The sequence below is a fragment of the Pseudoalteromonas gelatinilytica genome (assembly GCF_001641615.1).
GTDB lineage: Bacteria > Pseudomonadota > Gammaproteobacteria > Enterobacterales > Alteromonadaceae > Pseudoalteromonas > Pseudoalteromonas gelatinilytica.
On sequence record NZ_LRRU01000020.1, the window covers coordinates 615297 to 637570 of the forward strand.

22 protein-coding genes are annotated in these 22274 nt (G+C 41.0%); 5 read left to right on the forward strand and 17 right to left on the reverse strand.

The window, feature by feature from the left end; all coding sequences use genetic code 11:
• Positions 1-16 precede the first annotated feature (16 nt).
• The 5 genes from NH153_RS15830 to NH153_RS15850 all read right to left on the reverse strand — a co-directional run bounded on the left by NH153_RS15830 (position 17) and on the right by NH153_RS15850 (position 4670).
• A complete protein-coding gene (locus NH153_RS15830) occupies positions 17-547 on the reverse strand; it encodes a DUF924 family protein (RefSeq protein WP_063705614.1) in 531 nt (176 codons plus the stop codon).
• Between the two features lie 9 nt (positions 548-556).
• Entirely contained in the window at positions 557-1801 is a 1245-nt protein-coding gene (locus NH153_RS15835; protein ID WP_063705616.1) for a lipoprotein-releasing ABC transporter permease subunit, read from the reverse strand.
• Positions 1791-2489, reverse strand: a complete 699-nt coding sequence (gene lolD, locus NH153_RS15840; protein WP_063705619.1) for a lipoprotein-releasing ABC transporter ATP-binding protein LolD — start codon at positions 2487-2489, stop codon at positions 1791-1793. Before lolD ends, NH153_RS15835 begins: the two co-directional genes overlap by 11 nt.
• A complete protein-coding gene (locus NH153_RS15845; RefSeq protein ID WP_063705621.1) occupies positions 2482-3699 on the reverse strand; it encodes a lipoprotein-releasing ABC transporter permease subunit in 1218 nt (405 codons plus the stop codon). Before NH153_RS15845 ends, lolD begins: the two co-directional genes overlap by 8 nt.
• An 89-nt stretch (positions 3700-3788) precedes the next feature.
• On the reverse strand, positions 3789-4670 hold the full coding sequence (locus tag NH153_RS15850; protein WP_082874086.1) for a LysR family transcriptional regulator: 882 nt from the start codon (positions 4668-4670) through the stop codon (positions 3789-3791).
• A 110-nt stretch (positions 4671-4780) separates the two neighbouring features.
• Between NH153_RS15850 and NH153_RS15855 the strand changes: the two genes are divergently transcribed.
• Positions 4781-5902 carry an S-(hydroxymethyl)glutathione dehydrogenase/class III alcohol dehydrogenase gene (locus NH153_RS15855; RefSeq protein WP_063705626.1) on the forward strand — a complete coding sequence of 374 codons (1122 nt, stop codon included), beginning with the start codon at positions 4781-4783 and terminating at the stop codon, positions 5900-5902.
• Between the two features lie 55 nt (positions 5903-5957).
• A complete protein-coding gene (gene fghA / locus NH153_RS15860; RefSeq protein ID WP_063705628.1) occupies positions 5958-6794 on the forward strand; it encodes an S-formylglutathione hydrolase in 837 nt (278 codons plus the stop codon).
• A gap of 14 nt (positions 6795-6808) precedes the next feature.
• Here the strand turns inward: fghA and NH153_RS15865 are convergent, their stop codons facing one another.
• From NH153_RS15865 to NH153_RS15875, 3 genes are all read right to left on the reverse strand, one after another.
• Entirely contained in the window at positions 6809-7117 is a 309-nt protein-coding gene (locus NH153_RS15865) for a hypothetical protein (protein WP_082874087.1), read from the reverse strand.
• Entirely contained in the window at positions 7107-7448 is a 342-nt protein-coding gene (locus tag NH153_RS15870) for a hypothetical protein (protein ID WP_063705631.1), read from the reverse strand. The genes NH153_RS15865 and NH153_RS15870 overlap by 11 nt, the downstream gene beginning before the upstream one ends.
• A gap of 75 nt (positions 7449-7523) precedes the next feature.
• Positions 7524-9017: a BCCT family transporter gene (locus NH153_RS15875; protein ID WP_240494381.1), complete on the reverse strand. Its 1494-nt coding sequence runs from the start codon at positions 9015-9017 to the stop codon at positions 7524-7526.
• 227 nt (positions 9018-9244) lie between these two features.
• Between NH153_RS15875 and NH153_RS15880 the strand changes: the two genes are divergently transcribed.
• Complete coding sequence (locus tag NH153_RS15880; RefSeq protein WP_063705635.1) at positions 9245-9661, forward strand: MgtC/SapB family protein; 417 nt, start codon at positions 9245-9247, stop codon at positions 9659-9661.
• Between the two features lie 4 nt (positions 9662-9665).
• Here the strand turns inward: NH153_RS15880 and NH153_RS15885 are convergent, their stop codons facing one another.
• Both NH153_RS15885 and NH153_RS15890 read right to left on the reverse strand, forming a co-directional pair.
• The gene (locus NH153_RS15885; RefSeq protein ID WP_063705637.1) at positions 9666-10742 is read right to left on the reverse strand and encodes an energy transducer TonB; all 1077 of its coding nucleotides are present in this window, start codon (positions 10740-10742) and stop codon (positions 9666-9668) included.
• A 102-nt stretch (positions 10743-10844) separates the two neighbouring features.
• On the reverse strand, positions 10845-12743 hold the full coding sequence (locus tag NH153_RS15890) for a beta-ketoacyl synthase (RefSeq protein WP_063705639.1): 1899 nt from the start codon (positions 12741-12743) through the stop codon (positions 10845-10847).
• A gap of 127 nt (positions 12744-12870) precedes the next feature.
• Between NH153_RS15890 and NH153_RS15895 the strand changes: the two genes are divergently transcribed.
• Together NH153_RS15895 and NH153_RS15900 are read left to right on the forward strand one after the other, a co-directional pair.
• Positions 12871-13881 carry a GlxA family transcriptional regulator gene (locus tag NH153_RS15895; protein WP_063705641.1) on the forward strand — a complete coding sequence of 337 codons (1011 nt, stop codon included), beginning with the start codon at positions 12871-12873 and terminating at the stop codon, positions 13879-13881.
• A gap of 119 nt (positions 13882-14000) precedes the next feature.
• Positions 14001-15200: a GAF domain-containing sensor histidine kinase gene (locus tag NH153_RS15900; RefSeq protein WP_063705643.1), complete on the forward strand. Its 1200-nt coding sequence runs from the start codon at positions 14001-14003 to the stop codon at positions 15198-15200.
• 10 nt (positions 15201-15210) lie between these two features.
• On the opposite strand, the gene NH153_RS15905 is transcribed toward NH153_RS15900, so the two are convergent.
• The 7 genes from NH153_RS15905 to secD all read right to left on the reverse strand — a co-directional run bounded on the left by NH153_RS15905 (position 15211) and on the right by secD (position 22223).
• Complete coding sequence (locus tag NH153_RS15905; protein WP_063705645.1) at positions 15211-15651, reverse strand: GNAT family N-acetyltransferase; 441 nt, start codon at positions 15649-15651, stop codon at positions 15211-15213.
• Between the two features lie 26 nt (positions 15652-15677).
• Entirely contained in the window at positions 15678-16172 is a 495-nt protein-coding gene (locus NH153_RS15910) for an MgtC/SapB family protein (RefSeq protein WP_063705648.1), read from the reverse strand.
• A 30-nt stretch (positions 16173-16202) separates the two neighbouring features.
• On the reverse strand, positions 16203-17306 hold the full coding sequence (locus NH153_RS15915; protein WP_063705650.1) for a GNAT family N-acetyltransferase/peptidase C39 family protein: 1104 nt from the start codon (positions 17304-17306) through the stop codon (positions 16203-16205).
• Positions 17306-18700, reverse strand: coding sequence for a RimK family ATP-grasp domain-containing protein (locus tag NH153_RS15920; RefSeq protein WP_063705652.1), 1395 nt, complete (start codon positions 18698-18700; stop codon positions 17306-17308). Before NH153_RS15920 ends, NH153_RS15915 begins: the two co-directional genes overlap by 1 nt.
• Positions 18701-18941: 241 nt before the next feature.
• Entirely contained in the window at positions 18942-19418 is a 477-nt protein-coding gene (locus tag NH153_RS15925) for a GreA/GreB family elongation factor (RefSeq protein ID WP_063705654.1), read from the reverse strand.
• A 76-nt stretch (positions 19419-19494) separates the two neighbouring features.
• The gene (gene secF / locus NH153_RS15930) at positions 19495-20415 is read right to left on the reverse strand and encodes a protein translocase subunit SecF (protein WP_063705657.1); all 921 of its coding nucleotides are present in this window, start codon (positions 20413-20415) and stop codon (positions 19495-19497) included.
• Positions 20412-22223 (reverse strand): protein translocase subunit SecD, encoded by a 1812-nt coding sequence (gene secD, locus NH153_RS15935; protein ID WP_063705660.1) that lies wholly within the window; start codon positions 22221-22223, stop codon positions 20412-20414. Before secD ends, secF begins: the two co-directional genes overlap by 4 nt.
• Positions 22224-22274 lie beyond the last annotated feature (51 nt).

Sequence of the window (22274 nt, forward strand, 5' to 3'; positions counted from 1 at the left end):
CTACTATTCAATCAAATCAGAAAGAAGAGTTAGGCTCAGTTAAAAATTGTAGCTCTTCGGGGGTTGATTCACGGCCTAAAATCGCGTTTCGGTGTGGGTAACGACCAAACCTATCAATAATCACTTTATGCTTTAGTTCGAATTCATAATTACTCATGCCTTTAAACAATTGTTCAGCATGTTGATGAATGACTTTCGATTCACTGTGCATAAACGGCATATAAATAAACGCCGCTTGAGAGCTAGGTAATTTTTTATCAAAGCCAAGTTCAATTGCTCTTTGCGCTAAGCTTAGGGCTTGTGGATCTTGGCTAAAAGCCTGTGCAGTGTTTCGATAAATATTCCGTGAGAATTGATCTAACACTATAATTTCAGCTAAAGAGCCTTGGGCATCAAGTCGCCAGTCAGCATGCTCGCCAGCGATAACCTGCAAAAGACACTCTGAAAACTCACGTGTAATTAATGCATCAATGTCATTAGATTGTTGATACCAAGCTTCTGGGCCTAATTCATTAAACCAAAAATCGATAACCCTTTGCTTATTCATAAACTCTCCTTAATTACCCAGTACTTTTGCCGGATCTACCCTAGTGGCTTGCCACGCAGGATATAAGGTTGCCAAAATAGCGAGAACAAATGTAACAATCACCGTGATAACGATATCTTGCCAAACTAATTTACTGGGTAAAAACTCTATAAAATAAACACCTTGTAACGGGTTATCGCCAAATAAGTTACTTGCCCAAGTGAATAGTTCACTGATGTTTAACGCAAGCATTACGCCGATAATAGTGCCTAAGATCACACCAATTAAAGCTTGTGTAAAACCTTGCATTACGAAGGTTGCTAAAATGGTGCTATCTTGTGCGCCCATGGTTTTTAAAATCGCAATATTTGCTTGTTTTTCACGTACTTCCATCACTAATGAAGAAACGATATTAAAACTCGCTACGGCAATTATTAAAAACACCACGATATACACAATGGTGCGAACCATTTGAATATCTTGATATAAGCTACCCTGCGTTCTAAACCAACTCGAGACATAGACATAATCTGGTATAACTTGCCCCACGCGCATCGCTGTTTGATGGGCTGCAAATACATCTTCTACTTGTAATCGTAATCCGGTTACTTGGTTTTCATCGAAACTCAGCACACTTTGCGCTTTATCAAGGCGAATGAAAGCCGCCGTTTCATCAATTGGGCCGCCCATTTTTATAATACCCGCAAGATTCAAGCTCACCCGCTTTGGTGCCAGTAAAGTGTTACTTTGCTGGTTTATCTGGGGAATTAATAAGGTAACTGGGTCGCCAATCTTAAGACCTAATCGGTTGACTATTTGCTGCCCTAACAGTACATCTTCTTGTTGTAACTGACTAACTAAACGCCCTTCTGTGAATTGGTTTAATGCCGACACTTGGTTTTCAAATTCGGGGCTAACACCACGCACTTCAACCGCTTTTAGCTCGCTTTTATATTGTGCCATGCCGTTAACACTAATAAATGGCGCAGCACCTGTAACACCTGCTTGAGAGCGCAATAAAGCAACTTTTGACTGCCAGTTATTGATTGGTTTGTTAGGGGCAACATATTCAACCTGCGGAACTACCGATAAAAGTCGATGTACTAATTGCTGCTCAAAGCCATTGATCACTGAAAGGGCAACAATTAACACGGCGACTCCCAAAAGTATGCCGATTGTCGATGCTTTAGCGATGAAGCTAACAAACCCGTTTTGTCCGTCTTTTTGGCCACTATGGGCACGAAATCGTTTTGAAATAAAGGCACTAAGCAACATGCTGAGACTCTTTAATAGCAAGCTTACCATCATCTAAATAGGCAATTTTGCCTAGTTTATCTGCAAGCTCTAAATCATGGGTTACCACAACAAAGCTGGTTTTTAAGCTGGTATTTAGCTCTTTGATTAAATCGTAAATCTTAATAGCGTTTTGTTTATCTAGGTTACCTGTAGGTTCATCGGCTAGCACTAAAGCAGGTTCGGTTACTAATGCACGTGCTATTGCAACCCGCTGCCTCTCACCACCTGACAACGCCGATGGTTTATGTTCGCTACGATGAGATAGCCCTACTTTATCTAGCATGTTACGGGCTTTTTCGGTTGCTGCTTTTGCGTTTAAGCCTTTAATTAATAATGGCATTGCAACATTTTCGATAGCAGTAAATTCCATTAATAAATGATGAAATTGATAAATGAAGCCCAAATTTTCATTTCGGAAACTGGCTTGTTGTTTACGGTTTAATTTAGCAACTTGCTGACCTTTAATTTCAACTTTACCTGAGCTTGCATTATCCAAGGTGCCTAATATGTGCAATAAGGTACTTTTACCGGAGCCTGAGCTACCAACAACGGCTAACATCTCACCTTGTTGAAGCGCTAAATCAACCCCTTTTAAAACAGCAACTTCGTTATCACCATCTTGATATACTTTGTTAAGCTGCTGACAATTGATAACTAAATCACTCATAACGTAATACCTCTGCTGGATTCACTTTTGCAGCTTTTCTGGCAGGATACAAGGTAGCTAAAAAGCTCATTGCAATACTCCCTGCGGCAATTAAACTCAAACTCATCACATCAAACTTAACGGGTAAACTCACACCGGCTAATAAATTGATGCCTAACATATTCAATAATTCATTAATGTTGCTACTTAATAGCACGCCAAGTAACGCACCAATGCTGGTACCAATTAGACCGTTGTATAAGCCTTGGATCATAAACACATGCTGTACTTGTAACGGAGTTAAACCCAGTGTTTGTAAAATAGCGACTTCACTTTGTTTTTCACTGACCATCATGGTTAATGCTGACACGATATTAAACACCGCAACGAGCACGATTAAGCCAAGTAACATCGACATAATGCGCTTTTCCATTGCCACAGCAGCAAATAGTGTCCCTTGGCTAGCTCGCCAATCAGTAACAGCGTAATCATTTAATATAGCTAACTGAGAGTGCAATACTTGTTCAACGGCAAAAGGTTCATATAGCGACACACTCAAATTTGGCGCAGCTGATTTTGGTAGCTTTAAAACCCGGCCTAACGAATAGCCACTGGTAAATGCCAATGACATATCAATTTCTGATTGTGTTTCATACAGTGCAGCAACGGTAAACAAGCGCTGACTCGGTACTCGACCAAGTGGGGTGTACGAACTGGCATTAGGCATGATCACCCGTACTTTATCCCCAAGCGAAATACCCAATTTGCGGCTCAAATAGCGGCTAATTGCAATGTGGTAATTGCTATCCATTACCAAGGACCAATTACCGGCAACAATTTTATCTTTTACGTTATAAAGGGAGCTTCCTTCATCATAGAGCCCTTGTAACAACACACCATGCAAATCTTGGTTAGTTTGTAAAATGGCTTCACCATGACGATACAGGTTAACTTGTTTGATATCTTGAGAATTTTCTAGTTGCTGCTTTAACTGCAACATGGTTTCTTTCGAATTACCCTCAGCTGATACTTCAATATGAGGCATTAAACCGAGCATGTTGGTTTTAAGGTTATTCTCAAAGCCATTCATTACCGAACTAACTGTAAACAAGGCCATTAAGCCAATAGCAATGCCCGCAATAGAAAAAAATGAGATGAATGAGATAAAGGCATTACCCTTTGAGGAGCGACTATATCTCAGCCCTATAAAAAGGCTAACAGGTTGAAACATAATAAGTTGTGGGTAGTCCAAGGGCTAAATATGCGCCCATGTTAGCATACATTTAGCCAGCATGGGATGCGTGAAATTGTAAAAAATAATTATAAATCTGATACTTGAACACTAGCTACCAAATGGTCAAGCAATGCTTTTACATTGGTTGCTATAAATTGCCTTGGCGGGTACACGCCCCATACTCCTTCAGGTTCAGGTGCAACATTCGAAAGTACGGCTGTCAAACGGCCATTGGCTAGGTGTTCATTTACATAGTAATCCGGTAATTGCACGATGCCTAACCCTTTTATTGCAGCATCAACCAATGCCCAACCACTATTACAGGCTAAGCGACCAGCCACTTTAATGTGCTTATCTTGGCCCTGCTCTTTTACCCGCCAATAACTGTTATTACCGATAAGGCAATGATGTTGATGTAATTCACTGACGCTGTGTGGTTGACCAAAATTATTAATATATTCAGGGCTACAGCATATAACGAGTCTGCGCTGGCTAATACGGCGTGCTTTTAATGTTGAATCTTTTAAGTGGCCAAGTCGAATTGCTAAGTCATACCCTTCTTCGAGTAAATTAACTTGCTCATTACTTAAATGACTGATCACTTCAATATCTGGGTGCTTTTGCATAAACGAGTGCACTGCCGGCATGATATAGCTTTCACCGTACATCACAGGAGCCGTTAATTTTATACTGCCTTTAGGTGTCAGTTGCTGCTCTGCAAGTAGTGCCGTGGCATCATCCATAGCATGCTGTAATTGTTTTGTTTGATGCGCAAACACTTGACCCTCTTGTGTTAGCACCACTTTACGCGTCGTTCGGGTTAGCAGCTGCGTGTTTAATCGCTCTTCCAATTGACTCACATACCGGCTTACATGCGCCACTGACATACCCAGTAGTTTACTTGCTTTAGTAAAACTGCCCGTCTCTGCTACCGCTAAAAACTCATCAATTCCGTGCCAACGATTCATTATTACAATACTGTAAAAGTGTTTTAATAAAACGGAGATTATCATTCATTGAGAAATAAATAAAATAGACTAGGTTTAATACTTACTTCCAACAACTATAAGGGAACGTTATGACTGATTTTATTAAATCAAAAGCGGCTATCGCTTGGGGTCCAAATCAACCACTATCAATTGAAGAAGTGGATGTAATGATGCCTAAAAAAGGCGAAGTGCTTGTAAAGATTGTTGCTACCGGTGTTTGTCACACAGATGCATTTACTTTATCTGGTGAAGACCCTGAAGGTATTTTCCCAGCAATCCTTGGCCATGAAGGTGGCGGTATCGTTGAAGCCATCGGTGAAGGCGTAACGCACGTTGAAGTAGGCGATCATGTTATTCCTCTTTACACTGCTGAATGTGGCGAGTGTAAGATGTGTAAATCGGGTAAAACAAACTTATGCTCTGCGGTACGTGAAACGCAAGGTAAAGGTTTAATGCCAGATGGCACAACGCGTTTCTATAAAGATGGCCAGCCAATTTATCACTACATGGGTTGCTCTACGTTCTCTGAGTACACTGTATTACCAGAGATTTCACTTGCTAAAGTAAGTAAAGAAGCGCCGCTTGAAGAAATTTGTTTACTTGGTTGTGGTGTAACAACCGGTATGGGTGCTGTTACTAAAACAGCAAAAGTTCAAAAAGGCGATACAGTCGCTATTTTTGGCTTAGGCGGTATCGGTTTATCAGCGATTATCGGTGCGAAAATGGCGGGTGCAAGCCGTATCATTGGTGTTGATATCAACACCAGTAAATTTGATCTTGCTACTAAATTAGGCGCAACTGATTTAATCAATCCAAATGACTTCGACAAACCAATTCAAGAAGTTATCGTTGAGATGACTGATGGCGGTGTTGATTTCTCATTTGAATGTATCGGTAACGTTAATGTAATGCGCTCTGCTCTTGAGTGTTGTCACAAAGGTTGGGGTGAATCGGTAATCATTGGTGTTGCAGGTGCAGGCCAAGAGATCTCAACACGTCCATTCCAACTAGTTACGGGTCGTGTATGGCGCGGTAGTGCATTTGGTGGTGTTAAAGGTCGCTCTGAATTACCAGAGATTGTTGAGCGCTATATGAATGGTGAGTTTGCGTTAAATGATTTCATTACGCACACCATGAAACTTGAAGATATCAATGAAGCTTTCGACTTAATGCACGAAGGTAAGAGCATCCGCTCAGTAATTCATTATTAATCTTTTAATTTGGCGCTAGCTATCAACCTAGCGCCTTTGTTTCAAGGATGTGGTTATGCTAGAAAACATAAGCTCAACAAAAGTCAGTGGTGGCTGGCATAAACAATATACCCACCAAGCTAGCTGCACACATTGTGCTATGCGCTTTGCAATATTTTTACCACCTGGTGCCAGCGAAACCAATAAAGTACCCGTCATGTATTGGTTGTCAGGTTTAACCTGTACTGATGAAAACTTTATGCAAAAAGCCGGGGCATTTAAAAAAGCGGCTGAACTGGGTATTGCGATTGTCGCTCCAGACACTAGCCCGCGCGGTGAAAATGTGCCTGACGATGAAAACTACGATTTTGGTCAAGGTGCTGGCTTTTATGTCAATGCGACTCAAGCGCCTTACAATGTGCATTACAACATGTACGACTATGTGGTTTCTGAATTACCTGCACTTATCGAAGCACACTTCCCTGTGACGTCTAAAAAAGCCATTGCGGGTCACTCTATGGGTGGTCACGGCGCATTGATGATTGCACTTAAAAATCCTAAACAATACGTCAGCGCCAGTGCTTTTAGCCCGATTGTGAACCCGATTAATTGCCCTTGGGGTGAAAAAGCATTTAGTAATTACCTTGGTAGTGATAAAGCAAGTTGGCTTGAATACGACAGCTGTGAATTAATGAAAAAAGCCGTCGCTGAAGATTATTTACCCATGCGTATTGATCAAGGTGAGGCCGATAATTTCTTAGCTGAGCAACTCAAAACCGAGCACTTATTTGCTGTCGTAAACGAGAAAGATTACCCAGCCGAAATTAACATGCACGCGGGTTATGATCATAGTTACTTCTTTATCAGCAGCTTTATTGATGAACACCTAATGTTTCATCAAAAATATCTGTGATTAATATCTCATTTTTAGTGTGAGGGCTTAGCTTCCTCACACTCTTTAATACTGCGTGTGATTTGCCTACAAACTAACTGTGGTTGTTGTTCTTCTGGTTTGAGTAAACCAATAACAGCGCTATCAATTTCAAAGCCTAACTTTGCAAATGAAAAGCCGTCGGCATCGGTTACAGTTCTGTTAGTTTGATTTGCATTTGTGGTTGCAAGATTTGTTGGTTGTGAGTTTTTTGCATAGCCATCGACTAATGACCCTGCCACTGTACATCCAACTAATTGGTAACTAAATAAGAAAGTGACAAGTTTTAGACTGTTACTCATCATTAAAACTATCCATTAATGTGGGCCTTTTTTTCGGCTCAGCTTTAACCTCAACACATTCTTTTACTGCGCGACTAATTTGACGACATTTAAGCTCAACATCCTTATCTTTGCTGCTATTCTCTAAGCCTTCAATAATCGCTTTGTCGATTTCATAACCTAACATTGTCATGGTCATACCATAGTTGACTCGGTCGTTATCTTTTTTATCTGCATAGGCACTTGCAGGCTGTGCTTGGCTAGCGCGCCCACCAATACCATCAGCAACTAGGCCGATTGCAGTACAGCCACTGAGCAAACTGACAGAAAGTATAAGATACAGAGATTTAAGCATCGGTCCTCCAATACACTTAATCTTATTTTGTAAGCATAATAACAAACGCGTAATTTAACTGTAAAAAACTGTAGATTAATCACAAATATCGCGAATAAACTCTTTTAGAAATCCGACTAATTGTAAAAGGAATATTAATAAAAAAGGCAAAGCGCCTAAAATTGCGACGCTACGATTTAACGGCTCATCTTGTAACAGTAATAATGCAAAGCTGCATATGAATAATGCTAAACACCATGCGTAGAGTGTCACACGGTTATTTTGCTCAGAGCCAACCAGCTCTCTTATGACCAAAATTGCAGAGTCAGCGGATGTAGCAACAAATATCAATAGTAATAACAAACTTGCCCAAATAAACACGGTTCCTTGCCAGTCTAATTGATTAAAAAATACAAACAAGCCTTGGCTATAATCCTGTTTTATTGCGACTAAAATGCCCGCTTGATTGAGTCTATCCCATTCAATTGCTGCGCCAGAAAAGGCCGAAAACCAAACAATAGTGACTAAAGTTGGAATACACACAACCGCCAAAATAAATTGCCAAACCTTGCGCCCCTGACTAATTTTAGCCAGGAACACACCAACAAATGGCCCCCACGCTAACCACCAAAAATAATAGTTATATGTCCAATGAGTGGCCCAGTCAGGCGTTTTTAATTGGCTATCAAATTGCCAAGTGCCGGTCGCAAGTAACTGTAAATAGTACCCAGTTCCATCTAATGCAATTTTAATAATGGGCGCAATCGGCACAACAGTTAATAACCAGGTTAGTAAAGCAAAGGCCAAGACCACATTGAATATACTCAGTGACTGTACCCCGCGTCGTAATCCAAATTTAACCGACAGCGAATAAATAACGGCTAACAAACAAACGATTAATGAACCCACTAATAATGTTGAAGTAACCCCCAACTCGATTTCTACAGCTTTACTGATCAGTAAAGTCGAGTTTGCTATGGTGCCGACGACACCAAAAAAAATAGCGATTACCGCAATTAATTTCACAACAAATGACACTGTAAATTTTGCAGACTTATCTATCTGATTACCAAGTGCAGTTAAAACAGGTGCACAAATATCACCTGACTTACCACTGTATTGCGTTAATCCACCAAGCACTAACGCAAACACCGCATAAAGTGCCCATGCATGGGCGCCCCAATTAACCAAGGTTAAAGCGAGACTACTGGCTAGTCGGTCTGGGTATAAACTTTGTTTAAGTGGAGGGTCGAGAGAATGTAATGCTGGCTCTGCTACGCCCCAAAAAACCAAGCCAGATCCCATTCCCGCTGCAAACAACATAGCAAACCAGCCAAAATTAGAATACTCGACCACAGCCTGCTCGCCCCCCACTTTACGACTTCCGAGTGGGCTAATGGCTAAAATAATGATGGCAAACAATAAAAAATTCACCAATAAGAAAAAACTGCTCCCTGTCCATTTTAAAATCATTTGTACAAACGGCTGTACTTGCTCAGTGATAACACTAGGTAAAATAACAGCTATCAGTGCACCAAACATACACAGTGCAAGCGCGGTCTTTTCAAGAGAGGAGATGGAATGTTTCAATGTGAAGCCTATTTAGTCAGCGTGTTTAGCATACTGTTAGCATGGCTGAAATTCAAACAGCCAAAAGGCTGAAAAAATGACATAGCACTGCGTAAAAATCGCAAATTATACCAAGCCCTCCTTTTTTAAACCCGGCTACATGTCCCTAGTTTCCTCATTTTATTCAATTTGTTGATCGGGTATTGAAATTGCAACGCAATCACAATCTAGATAGCAAGGATCAAAACATGGACTTTAATCTCGATTGGCATGAAATACTCGATAACTTAATTCATTTAGGAATTGCCTACTTACTAGCCCTCCCTATGGCATTTGATCGAGAAAAAACCAGTAATGGTGCAGGTCTTCGAACATTTCCTTTAGTTGCCGTTGCATCATGTGGTTATGCATTAGTGGGCATGTCTGTTTTGACAAGCTCTGAAGCCGAATCAAAAGTGCTCGAAGGGATTATCACGGGTATTGGTTTTATTGGCGGTGGCGCCATTTTGAAGAATAAGAATTCAACGTATGGAACAGCCACAGCAGCCAGTATTTGGAACATGGGACTCATCGGCATTGCTGTGGCATTTAGTCGTTACGAAATCGCCTTTCTAATGGCACTGATTAATTTCGTAACGCTTAAGTATGTAAAACGCTTAAAGTAAGCAATTAACTAGCGTCAAATTTTGAGTTAACTATAGCATAACCAGTTTGTTTAACTTTAATCTCAGCTGGGTTTGCAGATTTAACTAATAAACCGCAGCGTCTGCTTTGCTCATCAATAACGTAGTTAACTGACTCACTTGCTTCAAGATCAACGACTTGATCAGCACAGCGGATCTGCAATTTAGAGACATCGCTCGCGCCTTCAATTTTGATTGAACCGCGAGATAAAGATAAATAAGACAGCTTATCTTTTGAAACATTGATTTGTGAGTTAATCTGCGGTGTACGGGCTAATAAGTCATCAATTTGCTTGATGGTGGCAAGTTTGTTTTCTTCTGAAAACGCTTTTCCTTCAATATTATCCAATGCATAAATTGCATTGTAAGCAAGGTTAAAATCGCCCTTAAAGCTGTACCATTGTAGAGCACTTTTAGCGACTAAATACTGTATATCAGTTGGCAGTTTTGCTCGCAGTAAATAGGCAACAGATAACTGTTCGTCAAAGCCAAACCATTGTTGTTGATGGTAATAATATTGGCTTTTCAACCAAGCAAATAATGCCTGCTCAGAGGTGTTTTTAGTATGATCTTTATATAACTCAGCCAATGCTAATTCAGCTTTTTTAAACTCTTTCGCTTGTAGCATTTTATTGATTTCATCGTATTCATTAATAAAACCACGGCTCGCTTTATCATTAGAGTACCCGTTAAAATACTTACCTACTTCAAATGAAAACAGGTAACCACCTTCAACTGTTTTGCCTTCTTTTGTCGCGGGGGCAAACTCTAAGTTTGTTAAATATTTCTCTGCGTTTTCTTCGCTACCGCGAGTATCAGATGCCATGATCACTTCAATGTCTTTTGCCTTACCTTGCGTATCAACCACATAAGACATTAATGCCCAGCCTTCTAAGCGAGAGCCATTGTAACTACCGGGATAACGGGGGTTTGTATTTTTAACGATATAGGCAGAGGTAGCAGCTTGAACATCAACGCCTAAGTCATTGACATCTCGAGCTAAAGACTGAGTAGGTAATGCGATAAGTGAACAAAGTACAGCGAGTTTAGTTAATTTAATCATGAGTAATTGCTCCAATTCCCTTTGATAGGAACATTTATAGCACTAAAAAAGGCGCTTTAAAAGCGCCTTGCAATCAAGAATGTGCTTAAACATGCCTTGATCTTAAAACATATCCTGATAAGGGTTTGATTTTGATAATAAAACTTTTTTATCAAAACCTGGAATTGTCATTGAATCTTCACTAATTTCAATGTCATTTTCGTCAATTAAGCCATCACCAAAGCGATAAATAAGTTCATAATGACCTAAATCAGCCTGATGTTGGTAGTCAGCTTGCGCTTGGGCTACCTGAGTGTGACGGTCTTGATATTGCGCCATAACCTCATCACCATGCCGCTTTGCGAGCATCTTCAATGTAATTGCCGGTGATAACACAGTCGCTGTAGCATTGTTACCGCCAAACCCTTTGGAGTTAATGAATGCAATGTCCATTGCATCACATTGATAATGTTCTGTACGAATATCTAAATGTTGGCTGTACACATCATCTGCTACTTTATCGATTGTCGTAATACCCGGCATAATGTTGTGGCTAAATACACCTAATGCCATAGCCAATTGATCACCACTGGCAGGCGCAATGGTATGGCCAACATACGCTTTAGGCGCAGCAACCTTCCAATTATCAATTGCAAATGTCTCTGCCACTTTATGATAGATCAGTGATTCTGTTACGCGGTTTTGCGGTGTACTTGAGCCGTGTGCCAAAATAAAGCTACGCTTTTGTACCGCCTCTTGACCAACAATACTGCTGGCTAGTGCAACAGATTTTGCCATCGTAATGTAGTTACCAGGGCCCGGTGCTGTAATTGATTTTTTAATACCATCGGCATTAACGAACACATCTGCAACGCTGCCTAACACATCTGCACCTAACTCTAATGCCAATGCATCATCCATTAAAATAGCAACCTGGGCACCTTCACCAATTGTAAAACCACAGTTTTCTCCAAATGGACGGCTGGTACGGCGATGATCAACTACATCTGAATTATCAAGACGCTTTAAACCCTCTTCATTCGCAAGTGCGCTCATATTGCCAAAGCCTTCAACGATTTCAGGTGTAATTGCACACTCAACAGACGCCACAATAGCCACTCGAGTACGACCCGCTTGAATATCGTTTACTGCTGCACGCAGGTTATATAAAAACGTGGCACATGCCCCTGATGTGGTAAAGGTTGTACCCACATTACCTGTTACATAGGCATTGATAAAGTCAGTCGACATGGTGTTTAAGCCAAGTGCAAGTTGCTTTGTGCTCACACGGTCGCCCTGCTGACGCGCACGAATAAGTCCACCAAAGCCTTCATCATCAACTTGACCCGCAACTGAAGCTGAATAAGTGCCAATTTGATCAGGCTCAACGCTGTTCATTACCTGCTGCCATGGCAGACCTGTCGAACGAATTGCATCAGTTGCGGCAAAAATAGTCGCTTGCAGGCCTCTTGGTTGATAACGGCTGTTATACATAGCCGAAGGTTCAAAACCTGTTGGTAATTGACCTGCCGCTTTAATTGGATTATCACGGGTACTGTCATGTTTAATAGCAAGATCAGCAGTAATTGTGACTTTCACTTTTTTATCGCTTAACTCTTCAACCTGCCAAGCACTTGGTACCGGGGTTGGTAAATCACGGCGGCGCGTTTCAAAAACAATCTGCTGTTCATCTGACGCTGTTAACGTCATTTTTTGCTGCCATGGCGTTGCATCCACATCGAAGTGATTTTTTTCAATTTTACGAATAAGTGTGCCAGCTAATATTTGTTCACCGAACTTAGCTTCGATGTCTGATTCAGCAATGCTATTGCCGTCAGCATCTTTGAGTACACCTTCAGTAAGAGTGACTAAGTTCATTAATGTCGCTAAGCCTAAAAATGTCTCCTGACGGGCTTTAGCGTCTAAGCTGTCTAACACGATACGACGATAACCTTGATGAAAAGAAGTGCGGCCTGCGGCATTAATACCACCCATACCGACAATAACGGGTAATGCTGTCATAAAAAACCTTGAGAAAACGTGTTATGAGAATTAAGCCAAGTTTAAATGGATTAATTAACACACTTTATGCTTAAATAGCCAAATAACCTGCACAACAGGCCAAAAACAACTGGTCGGAGCAATTTGAGTGACGAAACTTCAACACGTAAAAGCCATTGAAATTAGTATTTTGGTTTATCCCCATTTACTAATAACCAGTTTAACCTTGCCTATCGAAATGCTCAGAGCTGGTGAGGCCTTTGCTAAAAGCCATCGTCAGCAGAACGAATTTAAACCTCTCAACATCAATTTAGTGGCAAGCAGTCTAAAAGCGATCCCTAATCGTACTGGGCTGGCAATTATGCCCGATTGCGAAACCGTCACAGCGCCTGCTAGTGACTTAATTATTGTGCCTGGGATTTGGCGAAACCCGCGTCCTGTGGTGAGCAAGCAGCAAAGTTTGGTGAATTGGCTTGGTGATTCTTGGCAGCAAGGCAGCCATATCATTGGTGTTGGAACAGGTAATTGTTTAGTTGCCGAAGCAGGGTTATTGGATGGCCACCCTGCTACCACTCACTGGCATTACGCAGAGCAATTTAAACGTGACTACCCTAAAGTGCAGCTTAAGCCTGACTTTTTCATCACACAGTCTGAGCGCATGTATACAGTTGCGAGTTTAAATGCCCTTGCCGATGTTATTGTGCATATTATTAGTCAATATTACGGACGAGAAGCGGCGCAACATGTTGAGCGTAATTTCTCCCATGAAATTCGTAAGCCCTATGAAGATCAGCGCTACCTTGAGGGTGCCGTCGATAAACACCCTGATGAACTCATCGCACAAATTCAATTTTGGCTAAAAAACAATTTAACCTCCGAACTGACTCTGCAAGAAATTGCAGCACAATTTAGTTTAAGCTACCGCACCTTTACGCGCCGCTTTCGTCAAGCCACCAGCCAAACCCCTGTTGAGTATTGGCAACAGCTTAGAGTACAAACCGCAAAAGAGTTATTAGCGTCTTCAAATTTATCAATTCAAGAAGTTGCCCTAGAAGTAGGTTATAACGACCAAGGCCATTTAACTCGGGTATTTAAGAAAGTACTCTCACAAACACCCAGTGAATACCGTACCGTCGTTAGACGAAAACTATTTGGCTAACTCTAAATAGCGAGAAATGTTCTAAGTCTAAGTCAGATAAATCATATTTAAGTTGCTGAATTAAAAATTATTACTAAGCTTTTAGTTAGTTGTATTGGTATTTGTTTGAGTAAGAAAAAATGTATCAGCTTGATTATGATGAATTAGTGCAAAGTTGGAATAAAACGCTCGAAGTTTTAGCCTTGTTTGCCGATGTACCCGTCGCCTTAGTAATGAAGGTAGAAAATAATATTATTAGTGTTTTTTCTAAAAACGATAATCAAGCAAACCCCTATGAAATTGGTGATAATGAAGAGTTAGAAGATTCAGGTCTTTACTGTGAGCATGTATTAAAAACCCAGAACTTACTGAATATCCCCAACGCTCTTATTGATGAGGACTGGAAAGAAAACCCAGATATCAAACTTAATATGATTTCTTATTTAGGTTTACCAATATGTGCTGGAGACACCACACCATTTGGCACTATTTGTATCCTTGATAGCAAACCCCATGAATACACAGAGCCTGTCATAAAACTACTCGAAACCATAAAGCAAAGCTTTGAAACGCAACTCAAATTGTTATACCAACAAAAGCAAGCGTTTGAACAACAACAATTTGCAGAACTGGCTACTCTAATTAGAGGGATTGCCCACGAGCTCAACACGCCACTTGGTAACTGCATTACCGCAGTTGATGTCACTCAACTTGCTGTCAAAGAAACACAAACACGGCTTGTGAAAAAACGCCTTAGCCAACAAGCCTTACAAAGCACATTAGAAACATTAATAAATACCAATGAACTCTTAGACAGAAACTTAACTTCATGTGCTTACAAGATACGTATTTTACAAGATTTGCTTTATACCAAGTCACAATCAAGTAAAACAATCATGACGTTAGCTCAGCTTTCGGAGTCACTGTACAAACACTTAGAAGAACAAATAAAACATCGTGGTATCAAATTAGATATTAATTATCAAAACCCTCACAGCCAATTCGAAGTTGAAATAGACTTGCTAAAACAAGTACTTTTTATTTTGCAGCAAAACTCAATTGAGCATGCGTTCAACAACATCGAAAACCCTGCTATAGAAATTGATATATATGATTTTGATGAGGTATTAAAAGTTCACTACACCGATAATGGCACCGGTATCAGCATAAGTGAACAAAACTCCATTTTCACCCCATTTTATAAAGGTAAAAACAACCAATCAGGTATTGGGCTTGGCCTCAGCATTGCGAAGAAAATAGTTACTCAACAACTACAAGGTGAAATCTGTGTTCAAGAAAGTAACAACGGCGCACACTTTTTGATTAGTTTACCGAAGTAAGTAAATTAGTTTAAATGTCTTTTGTAAATAAAATTTTGCTAGTCTGTGGGCAGCCTCTGTCTTCATAACCCACTATTGCATAGTCATTTTTGATAAGCAGACTCAGCATTGCAGGAAAACTGTTCATCGACTTAACTTTTATAGCTCGATAGCTGTGGGCTTTAGCCCATGCTTCTTGCGCGTTTAATAAAGCTTGCGCAATGCCCTGCCCTCTACATTCTGGCGCAACCGCGCCAAGCCAACTATAAAAGATGTTTGAATCTAACGCATAACCCAGTTTGTAGGCCACAGGCTTATTATCGATATAGGTAACTAAAGCTAGGTGCTCGACCTCTGCACACTGTGCTTGTAATTTGCTAAGGGTATTTCGGCCATCAAACTCAGGAATTTGACTATCAACAAGTAACAAATCGTCTAAACTAGCAGGCTTTATCGTGTAACAAGGCTCCATGACTCACTCTAATCTATTATCTAACTTCACTTTTCTTTTCGATAATACAACTTTGAATAGCGTTTTACACGGGCATGCACGCCGCGACCTAAACTCTTAAATTTAGCTTCAAGTACATCTACACCATATAAAATACCTACTACTAGCACAGATAGTTTTATTGCAGCTAGTAAGTTGTCGGTGGCAATGACAACACCAATTGATGCTAATACCCAGATCGTTGCAGCGGATGTTACACCAACTACCGCGCCATCTTTTGCAAGCATTACTCCGGCACCTAAAAAGCCAATACCGGTGATAATTTGGCCCACTACACGTGAATGGTCTATCACATCGCCATGCAACATAAATGCAGTAGCAAGAAATAAGTAGGTACCTAACACAATGAGTGCGGAGGTACGAATACCAACAGGCTTACCGCGTAACTGACGCTCCATACCAATAATTGCGCCGCAAAATGCGGCGCTACCAATTGCTGACCAAGAATAAGGGGCAATATCAAATAAACTACTCAGAGTCACTGTACTTCCAAATCAAACTAACAATTAAAATTATAAATAAAAGGCCATCGCAGTGCTGAGTCTTGATGAACCAAAACTCGCCATTTTGTTAAAATCAGCTTTGGCTATTGGGACATGCTGACAATCAATCGCCAATTGTTTTTCGTTTTCACAAAACGGGTCATGCACGTACAAGCAATGCTCATCAATATGCGTTACACACACCCAGTGCGGTGACTTTTTACCATCAAACCGATAGGTGCTGATCAATAACACCACCGCTTTACCCTCAGCAAGCCAATCTTCAATCGAGGCCAAGGTTAACTCTTGATACCTCACAGGCAGTTTTGCAGCTATTGCTTCAGCCACAAACTGATTGTGTACGGTATGCAAAATGGCTTTTTTCTTTTCGCTTCTTACCCCGTCAATAAACAAAGTATCACGGGTATTTAAAACTACATCAGCTTTAAAACCACGTTTCATTGCAGCAAGTGCTAACCCTAGAGGATGACAACCGCCATGCCCTGAAGTCATGAAGATAGTCGTGGCTTCACGCCATATATCCAGCTCTTTGAGTTGGCTCATTGCGGTATCATTCAAGGATGACATTGCCATTAATAGCGCCGCAGGACCACAGGTAAACTCGGTTGTTTGCTGATACCAAGGCGTGTGCTTATCGGCATTAAATTCGATATTACGACGAATGTTTTTTTGCATTCGATGGGCATCACTATGGTCATCATAATAATCACTATAATGACCAAACACCTGGTAACCCAGTTTTTCATATAAACGAATTGCTGATTGGTTGTTTACCGCAACTTCTAAACGCATGTATAAACGGCCCCGTTTAGCCGTTTCATTTTCAAGCGCAAGTAGTAACTTTGAAGCAATACCTTTACCTTGCTGAGATTGCAAAACCGCCAGTGAATATAACCGAGCAAGGCGCGTCCCTTTGTGGCACCACACTAAACCATAACCAACCAGTTGATTATCTACCTCAGCCACCATCAATAAGCCGTGGCTTGCGCTGATCCAGCGTTTTAAACTACGGCTACTTAATCTATCTTGGCTAAAGCTTTGCTCTTCAATGGCAACAAGAGCCGTCAAATCCGTTGCATTGGCAAAGCGGATTTGACAAACAGATGCGTTCATTAACCGCGGCCTCGTGCTTCTAGGCGTTGTTTAAACTCATCCATAATGATCATATAAAGCTCATCACCTAAATAGGCATCTTCGACTTTATGGTCGATACTCGGGTTGTCATTCACTTCTAACACGTATGCTTTACCTTGATGCTCTTTAACATCAACACCATACAAACCTTTACCCACCGTTTTACAGGCTTTTAATGCTGCATCAAGTACCACTTTAGGTAGCTCAAACGTTGGCAAGGTTTCAAAACCACCTGAGAAAAAGCGTTTTGCATCATGGTTGTAAATTTGCCAGTGATTACGCGCCATTAAATAACGACACGCATAAATTGCACGGCCATTTAACACCCCGACACGCCAGTCGTATTCGGTGTACATGTACTCTTGTGCAAGCACAAGTGCACTAAACTCAAACAGTTCTGTTAACTTAGCAACTAACTCATCACGAGTAGCAACTTTAAATACGCCTTTTGAGAAAGAGCCTTCTGGCATTTTTAATACCAGTGGGTAGCTAAAGTTTGCTTCTAAACTTTCAATTGTCTCTTCACGTGTATCAGCCACAACGTGAGTTTTTAAACTCGGCACTTTTTGATAATTAAAGGCATCGTGCAAATACACTTTATTACAACAGCGCAGTATTGACTCTGCATCATCAATCACCACTAACCCTAAGCTTTGTGCTTTACTCGCTAAACGATAGGTTGGATGGTCGATGGCCGTTGTTTGACGAATAAATAGCGCATCAAATTGTGCAATATTGGTAATTTCATCAAATGTCAGTGCTTGAGCATAAATACCATGTTTAGCGGCTGCTTTAATAAATTTAGCAATGGCATCTTTATCACTTGGCGGCACTTTTTCTTGGTGATCAACCAATATAGCCATATCCCAACGGTAACGACGTTTTTTATCGTGAATACGCCACACAGACTCGGTAAAGCTACTAAGTTGTTTTACAAACTCTGTAAAGCCAGTGTCATCTAATGATGCAATCGTGCCTTGCTTCACAACTCCTTGCTCATCACACACCAAAATAGGCGCAGGATATTGTGAGAATAATGCTTTGGTTGCTTTACTTTGCTGCTCTTGATCTGTGTGACCAAAAAAGACAGTACCACCAGCGAGCTCTTTATGACGCGTGCTGTGCTCATCGCTACGGAGCGCATTAATTGTTTTTACACTCGGTAATACCTGATGCTTTCTCGCTTCAGCAAGCAAAGAACAATAATAACCTTTACTTAAATACTGCCCTGTATCACACAAGTTTAAAATGCGCGTTTTTGGCTCATTATGTTTTGGGTAATCACGTAAGTAGGTGTCAAAGGTAATGACATTTTCGAAATTTTGAGCAATACGTTGCTCATTGTTATCAACCACAATCAAGGTTTTAAACACGACTTTTCCTAAATTAAGTCTTATGAAAAAAATGAAAACACCCAACCAATTAAGTGAACGCATGAGGCTAAACTTCACTTAACTAGATGGGTGCTTGAAATACCAATACCCGAGAATTGGTAATTGCGCGTATTGGTATAAGCATTAAGCTTGATGTGATTTATAGAGGGTTTTTAGCTTTGTGACCAACGAGTTATTTTTTACCTTAAGATGAAATTTATTGATTAATAAACTTTCTAGATCAGAGTATTTCAGTAATGTTGTAAAACTGCTTATTTCCTGCAATAGTCAGTGTTACTTCATCATCAATTTGCTTGCCAATCAGTTGTTTACCTAACGGCGCTTCTCGGGTTACAACATAAATCGGTTGCTCTTTTACGGTGACCACTAAGCCACCAGCACTTGGACCCATAAAGAACCACTTTGCGTTATCTTGCTCATCGATAAGACACACTAATGCACCTTCACGAACCTTATTAAATTCGCTTTCTTTAAACACCGTATTGAATGCCTGAATATCACGGTAGCACTCATTAACTCGCTCAGCTTGCCCTTGCGCTAAATAAGCGGCTTCTAAACCCAAGGTATCGTATTGAGTTTCAGCAACACTTTCTTCGTGAGTTGCTGCATCATGGGCCGCTTTTGCCGCTTCTTTAGCGTTTTGCAGTTGTGCCTCAAGCGCAAAGCGTAAATGTTCAATTACGTGTGTTTTATTCATATCAAAGCAGTTAAAACAGAAAAGCCGCTATTCTATGGAAAAATAGCGGCTGATGAAAGTAAGTTATAAAACTGACTTACGGCATCTCCATATAGGCTTTGGTTTTATCATCCAGTGTTTGGGTGTAATTTTCTGAACTTAACCCCAATAACTGCGGCAAGGTCGCGGCGATACAAATCGATGAGAATGTCCCCACCACAATGCCCACAAATAACGCGATAGCAAAACCCGTTAATGCAGCCCCTGCAAGCAGCCAAATACAGGCAATGGTCGCAAGTGTTGTGCCTGAGGTGATCAATGTACGCGTTAACGTAGAGCCAATTGCATCATTAATCACAACATGGGTATTTATGCGTTGATTGTCTGGCTGAATACGTAAAAGCTCTCTGACTCTGTCGCCAACAATAATTGAGTCATTTAATGAATAACCAATAATAGCCAGTAAACTCGCAAGCACGGTTAAATTAAACTCAAGCCCTAGCAAGGAAAACAAACCAAGCACTAAGATTAAATCATGTAACAGTGCAACCACTGAACCTACTGCGAGTCGCCATTCAAAGCGCACGGCAAGATAAACCATAATTGCAATCAGCGCTGCAAATAAAGCTAAACAGCCCTGTTCAAAAAGCTCATCACCCACTTGTGAGCCTAAAAATGAGCTAGATAATACGCTATAGTCGACGCCTTGTTCATTCAGCTCTGCTTGCCAAGTACTCGCTTTGCTAGCCTCTGGTGCTTCTCTTAAAACAAAGTGATATTCACCCGCTTTACTTATGGCTAATTTACTCGCAACCTCGGGGCTTAACTTTGCCTTTAAATCAGCAATTGTCGTGACTGACGTTGTGTTAATTTCCGTGATGTAGCCACCTGTAAAATCAAGGCCAAAGTTTAGCCCTTTTACAGATAAAACACTTAAGCTCGCGATGACTAAAACACAACTTAGCAGTAATCCTAAAACGCGCGCTTTACTCGGTGCAGTTAATGTTGACCAACTCATGCTTTAGCCCCCGTTAAATTAGTTAGTTTAATGTAGAGTGTTTGGCTAAGCGCTTTCGAAATATAAACGCCAGTAAAGACACTGGTTAATAGCCCAAGCGCTAACGTGATTGCAAAGCCTTTCACCGGCCCATAACCAATGGCGTATAAAATAATTGCCGTGATCATCGTAGTCACATTGGCATCAAAAATGGTCGTAAATGCTTGGTTATAACCTTGCTCAATCGCTTGATATGTAGGTCGACCTTTGCGCTTCTCTTCTTTTATTCGCTCAAAGATAATCACATTGGTATCCACTGCCATCCCTATCGTCAGAACAAGCCCTGCAATACCCGGTAAAGTCAGTACAACCCCCGGTAATAACGACATTAAACCAACTAAAGCCGTTAGATTAAGCAATAAAGCAATATTGGCAATCAGCCCTAAGCGACGATACCAAAGCGCCATAAAGGCAAGGGTAATACCGATACCCAGCATTAACGCTGCTAAACCGTGTTCAATGTTTTCACTACCTAAGCTTGGGCCTATGGTTTGTTCTTGAACGATTGTCACTGGCGCTGTGAGCGACCCTGCGCGTAGTAAAAGCGCTAAATCGTAAGCTGCTTGCGGGCTTTTCATATTAGTAATGCTAAAACGAGAACTTAAATGCTGGGCAATGTTTGCTACATTGATCACTTCGCTTTTTTTCACAACGTCGCCATTCGCATCCCGCGAGTATTCAGAATACACCGTGGCCATTGGTTTACCTATGTTGTGCTTTGAAAAAGCAGACATCGCATCGCCACCTTGCGAATCTAAACTAAGCTGAACTAAAGGCTTGCCCCATTCATCTTTGCCAACACTGGCATTATTAATGTGATCACCTGAAAAAATCGCCATCGGATTTAAATTAACAACGCCACCGCCTTGTACATTAAACGCTTTACCACCGACTTCGACGACCTGGTAAAAATCAAGGGTCGCAGTTGCACCAATAATACGTTTCGCTTCTGATGGGTCCTGCACACCGGGTAACTCAATACGAATGCGCTGCTTACCTTGTCTTTGCGTTACCGCTTCAGTAATACCAAGCTCTTCAATGCGACCACGCAGGGTTGTTAAGCTTTGCGCCATAACTTGTTTATTGAATTCGTTTTGGCTTTGCTCATTAAAATGCAGTAATACCGTGGTTAGGTTATTCGTTGTTGATTTAGTTTGCATCAGGCCTTTGAATTGACCTTGTAACGTTGAGACAAGTCCTGCAAGTTGCTCCTCACCACTTGGTAAAATTTGTAACTCAACCCCATCTTTTACTTCACTTGCCCGGATCCCACGAATTTTGTCTTTACGAAGCGTCAATTTAGTTTGTTGATACACACTGTTTAAGTGCTCTTGCATTGCTTTATCTAGGTCAACATCAAGCACAAATAAAACGCCACCATTTAAGTCGAGTCCTAATTTAATCGGTGAAAGACCCAGCTGCTGGAGCCATTGTGGGCTTGTCGCATGCTCAACAATTTTAGCCTCTAGCTGTGGGTATTGCGTTTTTATAAAGCTCAACGCATTAGCACTTTGAGTCGGCTCAGCTAATAAAATAGCCAGTTGTGCTTGGCTATCATTGGCTTCAGTCACTTCAAAACCATGTTGATTTAGTGACGTTGTCACACTTTGCAGCGTCACAGTTTGATCTGGCAAGCTAATGTGCAACCAAGATTTGTTAGGGTAAAGGTTAGGTAGTGCGCTAACCGCTAATAAAATACACGCCGCTATCATAGCGACATAACTCATTTTTAGACGACGCCATAGCGCCGGCTTAGATTTATGTGACATACATGACTTCCTTCCGGCATTGTCAGCCGGTAAAAATTTAATTCCAAAAAA